This is a genomic window from Burkholderia sp. AU19243, assembly GCF_018148075.1.
GTDB classification, from domain to species: Bacteria; Pseudomonadota; Gammaproteobacteria; order Burkholderiales; family Burkholderiaceae; genus Burkholderia; species Burkholderia latens_A.
This window is the reverse complement of record NZ_JAGSTV010000003.1, coordinates 12909-26251: the sequence shown is the minus strand read 5'-3', so window position 1 is coordinate 26251 and position 13343 is coordinate 12909. Positions and strand designations below refer to the sequence as shown.

The window sequence follows — 13343 nt, the reverse complement described above, 5'->3', positions numbered from 1 at the left end:
TGAACCCCCTTTCCCCATCCACTACTTCAATCTGTTCAACATGAGCCAAGTCAAGCGTCTTACCGACCTGATCGCCGCCGGCCAGCTCGCCGGCAAGCGGGTGTTCATCCGCGCCGACCTGAACGTCCCGCAGGACGATCACGGCAACATCACCGAAGACACGCGGGTGCGCGCGTCCGTGCCGGCCATCAAGGCCGCGCTCGACGCCGGCGCGGCCGTGATGGTCACGTCGCACCTCGGCCGTCCGACCGAAGGCGAATTCAAGCCGGAAGACTCGCTCGCGCCGGTCGCGAAGCGCCTCGGCGAACTGCTCGGCCGCGACGTGCCGCTCGTCGCGAACTGGGTCGAGAACGGTGTGAACGTCGCGCCGGGCCAGGTCGTGCTGCTCGAGAACTGCCGCGTGAACAAGGGCGAGAAGAAGAATTCCGACGAGCTCGCGCAGAAGATGGCGAAGCTCTGCGACGTATACGTGAACGACGCGTTCGGCACCGCGCACCGTGCTGAAGCGACCACCCACGGGATCGCGAAGTACGCGCCCGTCGCATGCGCGGGCCCGCTGCTTGCTGCGGAACTCGACGCGCTCGGCAAGGCGCTCGGCAACCCGGCGCGTCCGCTCGTCGCGATCGTCGCCGGTTCGAAGGTGTCGACCAAGCTGACGATCCTGAAGTCGCTCGCCGGCAAGGTCGATCAGCTGATCGTCGGGGGCGGCATCGCGAACACGTTCATGCTGGCGGCCGGCCTGTCGATCGGCAAGTCGCTCGCGGAAGCCGATCTCGTCGCCGAGGCGAAGGCGATCATCGACGAAGCGCGCGAGCGCGGCGCGTCGGTGCCGATCCCGACCGACGTGGTCACCGCGAAGGAATTCTCGCCGACGGCCGCGGCCACGGTGAAGCAGGTCGCCGACATCGAAGCGGACGACATGATCCTCGACATCGGCCCGGATACGGCGCGCGCACTCGCGAGCCAGCTCGAGAAGGCCGGCACGATCGTGTGGAACGGCCCGGTCGGCGTATTCGAGTTCGACCAGTTCGGCAACGGCACCAAGACGCTCGCCGAAGCGATCGCGAAATCGTCCGCGTTCTCGATCGCGGGCGGCGGCGACACGCTTGCGGCCATCGCGAAGTACGGCATCCACGACCAGGTCAGCTACATCTCGACGGGCGGCGGCGCCTTCCTCGAGTTCCTCGAAGGGAAGAAGCTGCCGGCGGTGGAAGTGCTCGAAACGCGGGCGGCCTGAGCGTGGCGGCGCGCGCAGGGGTAGCGAGGGCCGCGCGCTCCGCGAAAGCGGAGCAGCCGGCCGGCGCGGGCAAGCGCACACGCGCGCCCGCGCGGGCGAACTCGGCCCCGCGCGCACCGGCGGCCGCCGGCGACGCGGTCGTGCAGCACCACGAGATTCAGAACAAAGCGATGCCGGGCGCAAGCACCGGCACGCCCCCCGGAACGGCCGCCGCTGGGCCCGCCGATTCCGGCTCTCGCAGCGTTTCACCCAGCGCATCCACCTTGATCCAGAAGAGGAGTTTCATGCAGCGCGCCACCAAGATAGTCGCCACGATCGGCCCGGCCTCCAGTTCGCCGGAGATTCTGCTGCAGATGATGCAGGCGGGCCTCGACGTCGTGCGGCTCAATTTTTCGCACGGCACGGCCGACGATCACCGCCAGCGCGCCGAGATGGTGCGCGAGGCCGCCCGCAAGGTCGGCCGCGAGATCGCGATCATGGCCGACCTCCAGGGTCCGAAGATTCGCGTCGGCAAGTTCGAGAACGGCAAGACCACGCTGGCGCCCGGCCAGCCGTTCATCCTCGACGCGGGCTGCGAGCTCGGCAACGACGAGCGCGTCGGCCTCGACTACAAGGAGCTGCCGCGCGACCTGAAGCCGGGCGATCTGCTGCTGCTGAACGATGGCCTGATCGTGCTGACCGTCGAGCGCGTGCTCGGCGACGAGATCCACACGATCGTCAAGGTGGGCGGCGAACTGTCCAACAACAAGGGGATCAACCGCCAGGGCGGCGGCCTGTCGGCGCCCGCGCTGACCGCGAAGGACATGGAGGACATCCGCACTGCGATGTCGCTCGGCGCGGATCTGGTCGCGGTGTCGTTCCCGAAGAACGCGACCGACATGGAAATGGCGCGCCAGCTCGCGAACATCGCAGGCGCGCCGTACGGCATCAAGCCGAAGATGATTGCGAAAATCGAGCGTGCGGAAGCGATCCCGGCGCTGCAAAGCATCCTCGACGCGTCCGACGGCATCATGGTCGCGCGCGGCGACCTCGCGGTGGAAGTCGGCAACGCGGCCGTGCCGGCGCTGCAGAAGCGGATGATCCGGATGGCGCGCGAGTCGAACAAGCTCGTGATCACCGCGACGCAGATGATGGAATCGATGATCTACGCGCCCGTGCCGACGCGTGCGGAAGTGTCGGACGTCGCGAACGCGGTGCTCGACGGCACCGACGCGGTGATGCTGTCGGCCGAGACGGCCGCCGGCAAGTACCCGGTCGTCACGATCGAGACGATGGCGGCCGTGTGCGTCGAGGCGGAAAAGTCCGAGCACGTCGAGCTCGACAAGGATTTCCTCGACCGCACGTTCACGCGCATCGACCAGTCGATCGCGATGGGCGCGCTGTTTACCGCGTACCACCTCGGCGCGAAGGCGATCGTCGCGCTGACCGAATCGGGTGCGACCGCGCTGTGGATGTCGCGCCACTACACGCACGTGCCGATCTTCGCGCTGACGCCGCGTGTCGGCAGCGAACGCACGATGGCGCTGTACCGCAACGTGACCCCGCTGCACGTCGACTTCAACAGCGACCGCGACTCGGCGCTGCAGGCGGCGCTCGAGATCGTCGTCAAGCAGGGCTACGTGCAGCACGGCGACATGGTCGTGCTAACCGTCGGCGAGCCGATGGGGCAGGCGGGCGGCACCAACACGCTGAAGATCGTGCGGGTCGGCGAACATTACTGAGATTGGGCCCGGGTGACGGCGGGCACGGGCCGGTCCGACGACCGGCCGCACCGCTGCCCGAGTCGATCCGGCACCTTTTTTTGATCCAAAGCCGCGCGGGGTCCGATGCCCCGCGCGGCTTTTTTTCTGTTTTTTGGCCGGATTGTGCCGTGCGAAGGTAACAAATTGCGAGCGCGCGCCCCCGGGCGGTCGGAAACGGAGGCGCTTCGCGATAAAATGCGGCTATTCGACGCTCAGCCGCGCCGTGCCGTCCCGGGTCAGCCCGGAGCGAGCGCCGGGCCGGCGTCAGGGCGCACCGGTTTTCATTCCAAGGAGTTCCACAATGCCTCTCGTATCAATGCGTCAATTGCTGGACCACGCGGCAGAGCACGGTTACGGCCTGCCGGCCTTCAACGTGAACAACCTGGAGCAGGTCCAGGCGATCATGGCGGCGGCGGACCAGGTCGGCGCGCCCGTGATCATGCAGGCATCGGCCGGCGCGCGTAAGTATGCGGGCGAGCCGTTCCTGCGCCACCTGATCGAAGCGGCGGTCGAGTCGTATCCGCACATCCCGGTCGTGATGCACCAGGACCACGGCCAGTCGCCGGCGGTCTGCATGGCCGCGATCCGCAGCGGCTTCACGAGCGTGATGATGGACGGTTCGCTCGAAGCGGACGGCAAGACGGTCGCCTCGTACGAATACAACGTCGACGTGTCGCGCAAGGTCGTCGAGATGGCGCACTCGATCGGCGTGACGGTCGAGGCCGAACTCGGCGTGCTCGGCTCGCTCGAGACGATGAAGGGCGACAAGGAAGACGGCCACGGCGCGGAAGGCACGATGACCCGCGAGCAGCTGCTGACCGATCCGGAGCAGGCAGCCGACTTCGTCAAGCTCACGCAGTGCGACGCGCTCGCGATCGCGATCGGCACGTCGCACGGCGCGTACAAGTTCACGAAGAAGCCGACGGGCGACATCCTGTCGATCCAGCGCATCAAGGAAATCCACGCGCGCATTCCGAACACGCACCTGGTGATGCACGGTTCGTCGTCGGTGCCGCAGGAGCTGCTGGCCGAGATCCGCGAATTCGGCGGCGACATGAAGGAAACCTACGGCGTGCCGGTCGAGGAAATCCAGGAAGGCATCAAGCACGGCGTGCGCAAGATCAACATCGACACCGACCTGCGTCTTGCGATCACCGGCGCGATCCGCCGCTACCTGTTCGAGAACCCGGGCAAGTTCGATCCGCGCGATTACCTGAAGCCCGCGCGCGAAGCGGCGAAGAAGGTGTGCGTCGACCGCTACCTTGCATTCGGCTGCGAAGGCCAGGCCGCGAAGATCAAGCCGGTCGCGCTCGAGAAGATCGCCGAACAGTACAAGTCCGGCGCGCTCGCGCAGGTCGTGCGCTGAGACTGTAGTACGATTGCCCCGCCCGGTTTCGCCGCCGGTCCGGGGCAGGCTGCCCCGGCGCCGGATCCGATCCGGCCCTGACAGCCATTTCGACCGGCCGAACAAAGGCCGGCCGGCAGCCGCGGGCGCGAGCGCCCGCCGGTTCGCCGACGCATTGCAAGACCGCCGTTCCCGCCTGCCGCGGGGAACGGCGTTTCCCTTTTTGTTTGGCTCCTTATCTGCGAAAAGACGATGTCTACCCTTTACGAATCCACGCTCCGCTCGCTGCCGCTCCTCGGTCGCGGCAAGGTCCGCGACAACTACGCGGTCGGCAACGACAAGCTCCTGATCGTCACGACGGATCGCCTGTCGGCATTCGACGTGATCATGGGCGAGCCGATTCCGAACAAGGGCCGCGTGCTGAACCAGATGGCCAATTTCTGGTTCGACAAGCTCGCGCACATCGTGCCGAACCACCTGACCGGCGACGCGCCGGAATCGGTCGTCGCGGCTGACGAAGTCGAGCAGGTCAAGGGTCGCGCGGCCGTCGTCAAGCGCCTCGAGCCGATCATGATCGAAGCGGTCGTGCGCGGCTACCTGGCCGGCAGCGGCTGGAAGGAATACCAGGCGTCGGGCGCGGTGTGCGGCGTGCAGCTGCCGGAAGGCTTGCAGAATGCGCAGAAGCTGCCCGAGCCGATCTTCACGCCGGCCGCGAAGGCCGAGCTGGGCGAGCACGACGAGAACATCACGTTCGAGGAAACCGAGCGCCGCATCGGCACCGAGCTGGCCGCGACGATCCGCGACATCTCGATCAGGCTGTACAAGGAAGCAGCCGACTACGCGGCGACGCGCGGCATCATCATCGCCGACACGAAGTTCGAGTTCGGCCTCGACAATCACGGCAAGCTGTACCTGATGGACGAAGTGCTGACGGCGGACTCGTCGCGCTTCTGGCCGGCCGACCAGTACCAGGTCGGCACCAACCCGCCGTCGTTCGACAAGCAGTTCGTGCGCGACTGGCTCGAGGCGCAGCCGTGGGGCAAGACCGCGCCGGCGCCGGCGCTGCCGGCCGACGTCGTCGAGAAGACGGCCGCGAAGTACCAGGAGGCGCTCGAGCGCATCACCGGCCAGCCGCTCGCCTGAGCGAAGGAACGCACGAAAATGACTGAAGTCCAGACTGCCCACACGCACAGCGCGCCGCTCGTCGGCGTGCTGATGGGTTCGAGTTCCGACTGGGACGTAATGAAGAACGCGGTCGCGATCCTGCAGGAATTCGGCGTGCCGTACGAAGCGAAGGTCGTGTCCGCGCACCGGATGCCCGACGAGATGTTCGACTATGCAGAGAAGGCGCGCGAGCGCGGGCTGCGCGCGATCATCGCGGGCGCCGGCGGTGCCGCGCACCTGCCCGGCATGCTGGCCGCGAAGACGACCGTGCCGGTGCTCGGCGTGCCGGTCGCGAGCAAGTACCTGAAGGGCGTCGATTCGCTGCACTCGATCGTGCAGATGCCGAAGGGCGTGCCGGTCGCGACGTTCGCGATCGGCGAGGCCGGCGCCGCGAATGCGGCACTGTTCGCGGTGTCGATCCTGTCCGGCACGTCGGTCGACTACGCGAACCGCCTCGCCGCGTTCCGTGTGCGCCAGAACGAAGCCGCGCATGCGATGGTGCTGCCGCCGCTCGCATGACGGCGCACCGCGGCCGCTGCGCGCTTCGGGCGGCCGCCTGATCTTCCTACTGCGGCGGGCCGTACCCGCCGCAACCGACCACTGACATGACCGCAACTCCTGATTCCGTTTCCCCGATCCTGCCCGGCGCGTGGCTGGGCATGGTCGGCGGCGGCCAGCTCGGCCGCATGTTCTGCTTTGCCGCCCAGTCGATGGGCTATCGCGTCGCGGTGCTCGATCCCGATCCGGCGAGCCCTGCGGGCGCGGTCGCCGACCGCCACCTGCGCGCGGCCTACGACGACGAAGCCGCGCTCGCGGAGCTCGCCGGGTTGTGCGACGCCGTGTCGACGGAATTCGAGAACGTGCCGGCCGCGAGCCTCGATTTCCTCGCGCGCACCACCTTCGTCGCGCCGGCCGGCCGCTGCGTCGCGGTCGCGCAAGACCGGATCGCGGAGAAGCGCTTCATCGAGGCGTCCGGCGTACCGGTCGCGCCGCATGTGGTGATCGAATCGGCGGCGGCGCTCGCCGCGCTCGACGATGCGGCGCTGGTCGCGGTGCTGCCGGGCATTCTGAAGACGGCGCGGCTCGGCTACGACGGCAAGGGCCAGGTGCGAGTGAACACCGCGCAGGAAGCGCGCGATGCGCATGCGGCGCTTGGCGGCGTGCCTTGCGTGCTCGAAAAGCGCCTGCCGCTGAAGTACGAAGTGTCCGCGCTGATCGCGCGTGGCGTCGATGGCCGCTCGGCCGCATTCCCGCTCGCGCAGAACGTGCACCACAACGGCATCCTGGCGCTGACCGTCGTGCCGGCGCCGGCCGCCGATGCGGCGCGCGTCGAGGAGGCGCAGCGGGCAGCGGTCCGGATCGCCGATACGCTCGGCTACGTCGGCGTGCTGTGCGTCGAATTCTTCGTGCTGGAAGACGGCTCGTTCGTTGCGAACGAAATGGCGCCGCGCCCGCACAACTCCGGCCACTATACGGTCGATGCGTGCGCGACCAGCCAGTTCGAGCAGCAGGTGCGCGCGATGACGCGCATGCCGCTTGGCAACCCGCGCCAGCATTCGCCCGCCGCGATGCTGAACATCCTCGGCGACGTATGGTTTCCGAATGGGGCCGAGGCCGACCCCGTCACGCCGCCGTGGGACACGGTCGCCGCGATGCCGGCCGCACACCTGCACCTGTACGGCAAGGAAGAAGCGCGCGTCGGCCGCAAGATGGGCCACGTGAATTTCACGGCCGAGACGCGCGACGGCGCCGTCGCTGCCGCCAACGCGTGCGCGCAACTGCTGCGCGTGCCGCTCGACTGAGGCGGCAGCCGATGTCGATCGATCTTCCGAACCCGGTGACGCCCGCGCAGATCGACGCGGCCGCCGCGCTGCTCGACGCGGGCCAGCTCGTCGCGTTTCCGACCGAAACCGTGTACGGGCTCGGCGGCGATGCGGCGAACCCCGAAGCCGTCGCGCGCATCTACGCGGCCAAAGGGCGTCCGGCGAACCATCCGGTGATCGTGCATCTGCCGCCGGGCGGCGATCCCGGCTACTGGGCCGACGACCTGCCGGCCGATGCGCGCGCGCTGATCGATGCATTCTGGCCGGGGCCGCTCACGCTGATCCTGAAACGCCATGCGCGCATTCCCGATGCGGTCAGCGGCGGTCAGGATTCGGTCGGCTTGCGCTGCCCGTCGCATCCGGTCGCGCAAGCGCTGCTGGCCGCGTTCAGCGCGCGGCGCAGCGGCCACGGCGGAGTGGCGGCGCCGTCCGCGAACCGCTTCGGTCACGTGAGTCCGACCACCGCGCAGCACGTGCGCGACGAATTCGGCGACACGGTGCACGTGCTCGACGGCGGCGCGTCCGAAGTCGGCATCGAATCGACGATTCTCGACCTGTCGCGCGGCTTCCCCGCGCTGCTGCGGCCCGGCCACGTGACGCCGCAGCAGATTGCCGACGTGCTCGGCCGCGCGCCGCGTCTGCCGGACGGCAGCGACGCGACCGCGCCGCGCGCATCCGGCACGCTGAAGGCGCATTACGCGCCGCGCACGCCGCTCGCGCTGCTGCCGTTCGACGCGCTCGAGCCGCTGCTCGCGGCTGCGCAGGTCGACGGCGAACGCGTCGCGCTCGTCGCACGCGCATCGCGAGCAGGGCGCTGGGCGCAGGCCGACGGCGTGCATTTCGTCGCGGCGCCGGAAGATCCGCAGGCCTATGCGCGCGACCTGTACGGGATGCTGCGCGCGCTCGACCGTGCGCAGGTCGCACGCATTCTCGTCGAGAAGCTGCCGGAGACCATCGAATGGATCGCCGTCAACGACCGTCTCGGCCGCGCGGCCGCGGCGTTCGAAGCGCGCGACTGACGCAGCAGCCGTTCGCAGCCCTTCGCATCGCTCCCGCAAACGAAAAACGCCTGACCGGCGCGAACCGGTCAGGCGTTTTCGTTTTGGGCGCGTGGCCGGCGGCTTACTTGCCGACGCCGGACTTCGCGATCTGCTGTTCGACGTACTGCGCGAACAGCGCGTGCAGGCGCGTGGTCGGGTGCACCGTATCGGCGAACATGTAGGTCTGGTCTGCATTCGCGACCGTGTACGTTTGCGGCGAGCAGAACAGCGACGAACCGAACGCGGTCGCATTCGCGACGCCGTACTGCGTCGCGGCCTGGACCATCGCCTTCAGGTTGCACGCCGTATCCGTGTTCTTCACGCTGAAGCCGTTCGCCTGATAGTTGGCCGCGATGCCGTCCTGCCACGTGAACGAGTCGATTACCGCGTACTTCGTCGTGTCGACCTTCAGCGCGGCCAGCGTGCCGACCAGCGTCTGGTTGAAGAGGCCCGACAATTGCGTGAACACTGCCTGCGTGCCGCCTTGCAGCGCGAGCGGCGTGCCGCCGATATCCGGCACGTTCGCGACGAACACGTGCGTCGCGCCGGCCGCGACGATCTGCTGGACGATGCCGCCGAGCTGCTGCGCGGCAAGGCCGATAGCCTGCGCGGCCGCGAGTTGCGCGGCCGGCGTGTTGCCTTGCGCCTGCGCGACCTGCGCCTGATAGAAGATGTCGTTCGCGCCGCCGTTGATCAGCACGATCTGGCCGGCGTTGAAGCTGCCGTGCTGCGACAGGTACTGTTTGACCTGGTCGGCGATCGGCGTCGTCGTCGCTTGTGCGTAGTCCGAGTTTGCGACGCTCGCATCCGCGTGGCCGATGCCCGGCTGCAACGTCACGCGCGAGCCGCCCTGCGCATAGCCGAGCCCGCCGGTCGCCTGCAGCGGAATGCCGAAGCCGCCCTGGTTCGCGGGCTGCAGCGTGTCGCCGTAGTACTGCGCGACGTCCTGCGTCCACACCTGGCCCGGATTGGTCGTGAAGCGGCCGCCGCCGAAGCCGAGCTTGATCTGCGAGTAGGTGCCGACATCCGACAGGCTGTCGCCGAACGACACGATCTGCATCTTCACGCCGGACGGCGGCGTGTTCGATGCACTGCTGCTGTTGTTGTCGTCACCGCCGCCGCATGCGGCGAGCAGCGCGAGCGCAGCGCCCGCGATCGCGACCTGCGCGGTGCGCAGCAGGCGTTGGCGGCTGCGCGACGGAGTGGATTGTTGCGTCTGCATCGATGGATCTCCTCGTAGATATGGCCCGATGTGTTGTGCATCTGCCGCGTGCCCGCTCAGGTTCGGACTGCGCGGCGGCCGTTGGCTGAAGCGGTTTATTGGTCGCGCACGGCCGCAAGCGGCGCGGTGCGCGGATCGTGATTCGCGGCCTCGGCGATCTGCGCATGATAAGCGCTCGCCCATTCGGGCGGGCCGAAAATCGCGCGCAGCTTGTTGCGCCATCCGCGCACGCGGATCGCGTCGGCCGCCATCGACACCCACTCGTGAAACGTCGCGACGAGCGGATTGTTCGAGCCGAGCGGCTCGACGATCCCGTATCGCGGCGGATCGTCGGACGCTTCCTCGACGAAGCTGCCGAACAGCCGATCCCAGATCACGAGCACGCCCGCGTAATTGCGGTCGATATAGCGCGGGTTGCGGGCGTGGTGCGCGCGATGAATCGACGGCGTGTTGAACACGTATTCGACCCAGCCGAGCTTGCCGATCGCCTGCGTGTGCACGAAGAACTGGAACGCGAGATTGATCAGCACCACGCCGACGATCTGCTGCGGCGGAAAGCCGAGCAGCGCAAGCGGAAGCCAGAACACCCACATGCCGGCGACCGGATACATCAGGCTCTGCCGGAACGCGGTCGAGAAATTCATCCGCTCGGACGAGTGGTGTACGACGTGCGCGGCCCACAGCCAGCGCACGCGATGGCTCGCGCGATGGAACACGTAATAGAGCAAATCCTGGCCGACGAACAGCACCGCGAACGACAGCCAGCCGTCGTGCCACGTGAACAGCCGGAAATGTGCGTAGCAGTACGCATAAACGGGGATCACGAACAGCCACGCGAGCTTGTCGGCGCCCTGGTGCATCAGCGCGAGCGCCGCATTGCACAGCGTGTCGCGCCACGCATAGACGTGATCCTGCGCACGCGTGCGCGCGAGGTGCCAGGCTTCCCACGCGATGCACAGCAGGAAGACGGGCGCCAGCGCGAGCAGAAGCAATTCGACGTCGAATCGCATGGACGTGTCTCCTCCTTTCCCCTGCAAGCCGTGAGGCCGGGCGTGCGGCCCGTTGTAGATATCGGTCAGGCCAACAGCCTACGCAATCGCCACGCACTAGGCGAGGGGGCAGCGTAGAGGGTTCCCTCTGAGGACAGGGTTTCTACGGAAGCCGCGCGGCGCGTGGCCGGGCGGTGTGGCCCTGTTTGCGGGCGCGGACGACGGGCAGCGCGCGGCGCACCGCAGCAGCTGGCCGTTTCAAACGGCGAACGGTGAATTCGATGGCGGGGCCGCGACCGCCGTTCCGCTACGCGCCGGGCATCCGATGCCGGCCAACGGACGCCGCAACGCGATCGCGAGCGGCGGCATGCTGCCGCGTTGTCGCGTATGCGGGGTCAGCGTGCGCCCGCGTAGACCCATTCGAGCAGCGTGTCGTGCGCGGCGCGCGCGGCTTCCGCATGATCGTCGTTGATGAAGCTGACGACGACGTAGCTCTGGCCGTCGGCGCCGGCCACGTAGCCCGCGATCGCGCGCACGTCGCGCAGCGTGCCGGTCTTGATGTGCGCGTTGCCGAGCACGCCCGCGTTGGTCAGGCGGTTCTTCATGGTGCCGTCGATGCCGGCGATCGGCAGCGAATCGATGAACGCCTGCGCGACCGGGCTCGCGTTCGCCGCCTGCAGCAGCGCGGCGAGCGACAGCGCGCTCACGTGCTCGTCGCGCGACAGGCCAGAGCCGTTGTCGAGTTCGAGGTCGGGCATCGCGATGCCGCTTTTCTGCAGGAACGCGTGAATCGCGCGGCTCGACTGCTCGGGTGTCGCGGGCGGCTTGCCGGCGACCGCGCCGATCGTCAGAAACAGGTTGCGCGCCATCACGTTGTTGCTGAACTTGTTGATGTCGTAGACGATGCTGCCGAGCACCGGACTGTGGTGCACGGCGAGCGGCCGCGCGGCGCTTGGCACCTTGCCTTCGGTGACCGGGCCCGCGATCGTGCCGCCGTCCTGCTGCCACAGCGCGAGGAAGCCGCGCGCGAAGAACGTCGTGTGATCGAGGATCGCGAGGTTGGTCGTGTGCGAGCCGCAGCGCAACGGATAGTCGCCGGCGAACGAGGCGGTCACGATCCCGCCGTTGCCCGCGGACAGCGTCGGACGTGCGGCCGCGGCGGCCGCGCCGCACGAGCCCGTGCCTTCGACGAGCTGATTGTCGATCGACAGGTTCGCGAGCGGCGGCAGCATGTCGACGGCAACCTTGCCGTCGTCGCCGGGCGTGACCGTGAACGAGACGGCCTTGAACGCGTACAGCAGCGGATCGGGGCCGACGTTGTACGGCGCGCTCACGTCGTCGTCGAACGACGGCAGGTCGCGCGTCGATGCGGCGAAATAAGTCTTGTCCAGCACGAGGCCGCCGGCCACGCGTTTGACGCCCGCCTTGCGCAGCTTGTCGACGAGGTCGATCAGTTCCTCGGGCACGAGCTTCGGATCGCCGGTGCCCTTGATGTACAGGTTGCCCTGCAGGGTGCCGTCCGGGTCGACCGGACCGTCCGCATATGCGGTGGTGCGCCAGCGGAAGTCGGGGCCGAGCATCGACAGGCCCGAATAGGTCGTGACGAGCTTCATCGTCGACGCCGGCAGCATCGGCCGGCTCGCGTTCCATGCAATGAGCGGCTCGGGATCGCCGACGCGCTCGACGACCACGCTCATCGCCGAAGCCGGCACCTTCGCGCGCTGCAGCGCGACGAGCACAGACGCGGGCAGGCCGGCGGCGCGCGCGGCGGGCGACACGATCGCTGTCTTGCGTGCTTCCTTGTGGGATTTCTTGCGAGCCTGCGCGGGCGGCGCGAATGCGAGGGCCGTGCAGGTGGCGACGACGGCGGCCGCGCGCAGGCAGACGCGGGCACGCGGGACGAAGCGGGCGGAAAGAGCGGAAATCGGCATGTGCGAATACGGGAAAAGCGCAGGGTCGGGGGCAGGGCGCGCGCGGCGCCGGAGCGCACATTGTAGAGACAACTGCGCGCACGGCCGCCGCAAACTGCCTTTCTGTTGCATTGCAGGGAGCACCCGGGATTCGCGGCGCTACAATGGTCGCCATGTTTCACTCGTCCCATGGGTTCCGGTTCCGATGCGGATTCTGCTAGTTGAAGACGATCGAATGATTGCCGAGGGCGTGCGCAAGGCGCTGCGCGCCGACGGCTTCGCGGTCGACTGGGTGCAGGACGGCGACGCCGCGCTCACGGCGCTCGGCGGCGAAACGTACGACCTGCTGCTGCTCGACCTTGGCCTGCCGAAGCGCGACGGCATCGACGTGCTGCGCACGCTGCGCGCGCGCGGGTTGTCGCTGCCGGTGCTGATCGTCACGGCGCGCGACGCGGTGGTCGATCGCGTGAAGGGCCTCGACGCGGGCGCCGACGACTACCTGGTCAAGCCGTTCGACCTCGACGAGCTCGGCGCGCGGATGCGCGCGCTGATCCGCCGCCAGGCCGGCCGCAGCGAGTCGCTGATCCGCCACGGCGCGTTGACGCTCGACCCTGCGTCGCACCAGGTGACGCTCGACGGCGCGCCCGTCGCGCTGTCCGCGCGCGAATTCGCGCTGCTCGAGGCGCTGCTCGCGCGGCCGGGCGCGGTGCTGTCCAAGAGCCAGCTCGAGGAGAAGATGTACGGCTGGGGCGAGGAGATCGGCAGCAACACCGTCGAGGTCTACATTCACGCGCTGCGCAAGAAGCTCGGGTCGGACCTGATCCGCAACGTGCGCGGGCTCGGCTACATGGTCGTCAAGGAAAGCTGACGC

Annotated in this window: 12 protein-coding genes; 8 read left to right on the top strand and 4 right to left on the bottom strand. The window is 68.4% G+C overall.

The annotated features are described in order from the left end of the window. Window positions 1-40: 40 nt before the first annotated feature. A complete protein-coding gene (locus KDW55_RS06325; protein ID WP_040141765.1) occupies window positions 41-1237 on the top strand; it encodes a phosphoglycerate kinase in 1197 nt (398 codons plus the stop codon). A 157-nt stretch (window positions 1238-1394) separates the two neighbouring features. Here KDW55_RS06325 and KDW55_RS29590 read toward each other — a convergent pair whose 3' ends face one another. Continuing rightward, complete coding sequence (locus tag KDW55_RS29590) at window positions 1395-1523, bottom strand: hypothetical protein (RefSeq protein ID WP_257785755.1); 129 nt, start codon at window positions 1521-1523, stop codon at window positions 1395-1397. Between KDW55_RS29590 and pyk the strand changes: the two genes are divergently transcribed. From pyk to KDW55_RS06295, 6 genes are all read left to right on the top strand, one after another. Further along, a complete protein-coding gene (gene pyk, locus KDW55_RS06320) occupies window positions 1522-2958 on the top strand; it encodes a pyruvate kinase (RefSeq protein ID WP_040144787.1) in 1437 nt (478 codons plus the stop codon). The genes KDW55_RS29590 and pyk overlap by 2 nt on opposite strands. A gap of 322 nt (window positions 2959-3280) precedes the next feature. After that, window positions 3281-4345 (top strand): class II fructose-bisphosphate aldolase, encoded by a 1065-nt coding sequence (gene fba, locus KDW55_RS06315; RefSeq protein WP_040141763.1) that lies wholly within the window; start codon window positions 3281-3283, stop codon window positions 4343-4345. 231 nt (window positions 4346-4576) lie between these two features. Continuing rightward, the gene (locus tag KDW55_RS06310; protein WP_040141761.1) at window positions 4577-5467 is read left to right on the top strand and encodes a phosphoribosylaminoimidazolesuccinocarboxamide synthase; all 891 of its coding nucleotides are present in this window, start codon (window positions 4577-4579) and stop codon (window positions 5465-5467) included. Window positions 5468-5485: 18 nt separating this feature from the next. Next, the gene (purE, locus tag KDW55_RS06305) at window positions 5486-6007 is read left to right on the top strand and encodes a 5-(carboxyamino)imidazole ribonucleotide mutase (RefSeq protein WP_011885906.1); all 522 of its coding nucleotides are present in this window, start codon (window positions 5486-5488) and stop codon (window positions 6005-6007) included. Window positions 6008-6093: 86 nt separating this feature from the next. Continuing rightward, window positions 6094-7290, top strand: a complete 1197-nt coding sequence (locus tag KDW55_RS06300; protein ID WP_069241712.1) for a 5-(carboxyamino)imidazole ribonucleotide synthase — start codon at window positions 6094-6096, stop codon at window positions 7288-7290. Between the two features lie 11 nt (window positions 7291-7301). Continuing rightward, complete coding sequence (locus tag KDW55_RS06295) at window positions 7302-8330, top strand: L-threonylcarbamoyladenylate synthase (RefSeq protein ID WP_040141757.1); 1029 nt, start codon at window positions 7302-7304, stop codon at window positions 8328-8330. Between the two features lie 103 nt (window positions 8331-8433). On the opposite strand, the gene KDW55_RS06290 is transcribed toward KDW55_RS06295, so the two are convergent. The 3 genes from KDW55_RS06290 to dacB all read right to left on the bottom strand — a co-directional run bounded on the left by KDW55_RS06290 (window position 8434) and on the right by dacB (window position 12493). Beyond that, window positions 8434-9573: an SGNH/GDSL hydrolase family protein gene (locus tag KDW55_RS06290; protein WP_040141755.1), complete on the bottom strand. Its 1140-nt coding sequence runs from the start codon at window positions 9571-9573 to the stop codon at window positions 8434-8436. A 95-nt stretch (window positions 9574-9668) separates the two neighbouring features. Beyond that, window positions 9669-10583, bottom strand: a complete 915-nt coding sequence (locus tag KDW55_RS06285; RefSeq protein ID WP_212161779.1) for a sterol desaturase family protein — start codon at window positions 10581-10583, stop codon at window positions 9669-9671. 374 nt (window positions 10584-10957) lie between these two features. Then, window positions 10958-12493: a D-alanyl-D-alanine carboxypeptidase/D-alanyl-D-alanine-endopeptidase gene (gene dacB / locus KDW55_RS06280; RefSeq protein WP_069241709.1), complete on the bottom strand. Its 1536-nt coding sequence runs from the start codon at window positions 12491-12493 to the stop codon at window positions 10958-10960. Between the two features lie 184 nt (window positions 12494-12677). Between dacB and KDW55_RS06275 the strand changes: the two genes are divergently transcribed. Further along, window positions 12678-13340, top strand: a complete 663-nt coding sequence (locus KDW55_RS06275) for a response regulator (RefSeq protein ID WP_059465693.1) — start codon at window positions 12678-12680, stop codon at window positions 13338-13340. Window positions 13341-13343 lie beyond the last annotated feature (3 nt).

Excerpts from the sequence above, each read along its gene's own strand:
- KDW55_RS06325 (WP_040141765.1), top strand. The coding sequence starts at position 41 with ATGAGCCAAGTCAAGCGTCTTACCGACCTGATCGCCGCCGGCCAGCTC.
- pyk (WP_040144787.1), top strand. The coding sequence starts at position 1,522 with ATGCAGCGCGCCACCAAGATAGTCGCCACGATCGGCCCGGCCTCCAGT.
- KDW55_RS29590 (WP_257785755.1), bottom strand. The coding sequence starts at position 1,523 with ATGAAACTCCTCTTCTGGATCAAGGTGGATGCGCTGGGTGAAACGCTG.
- fba (WP_040141763.1), top strand. The coding sequence starts at position 3,281 with ATGCCTCTCGTATCAATGCGTCAATTGCTGGACCACGCGGCAGAGCAC.
- KDW55_RS06310 (WP_040141761.1), top strand. The coding sequence starts at position 4,577 with ATGTCTACCCTTTACGAATCCACGCTCCGCTCGCTGCCGCTCCTCGGT.
- purE (WP_011885906.1), top strand. The coding sequence starts at position 5,486 with ATGACTGAAGTCCAGACTGCCCACACGCACAGCGCGCCGCTCGTCGGC.
- KDW55_RS06300 (WP_069241712.1), top strand. The coding sequence starts at position 6,094 with ATGACCGCAACTCCTGATTCCGTTTCCCCGATCCTGCCCGGCGCGTGG.
- KDW55_RS06295 (WP_040141757.1), top strand. The coding sequence starts at position 7,302 with ATGTCGATCGATCTTCCGAACCCGGTGACGCCCGCGCAGATCGACGCG.
- KDW55_RS06290 (WP_040141755.1), bottom strand. The coding sequence starts at position 9,573 with ATGCAGACGCAACAATCCACTCCGTCGCGCAGCCGCCAACGCCTGCTG.
- KDW55_RS06285 (WP_212161779.1), bottom strand. The coding sequence starts at position 10,583 with ATGCGATTCGACGTCGAATTGCTTCTGCTCGCGCTGGCGCCCGTCTTC.
- dacB (WP_069241709.1), bottom strand. The coding sequence starts at position 12,493 with ATGCCGATTTCCGCTCTTTCCGCCCGCTTCGTCCCGCGTGCCCGCGTC.
- KDW55_RS06275 (WP_059465693.1), top strand. The coding sequence starts at position 12,678 with ATGCGGATTCTGCTAGTTGAAGACGATCGAATGATTGCCGAGGGCGTG.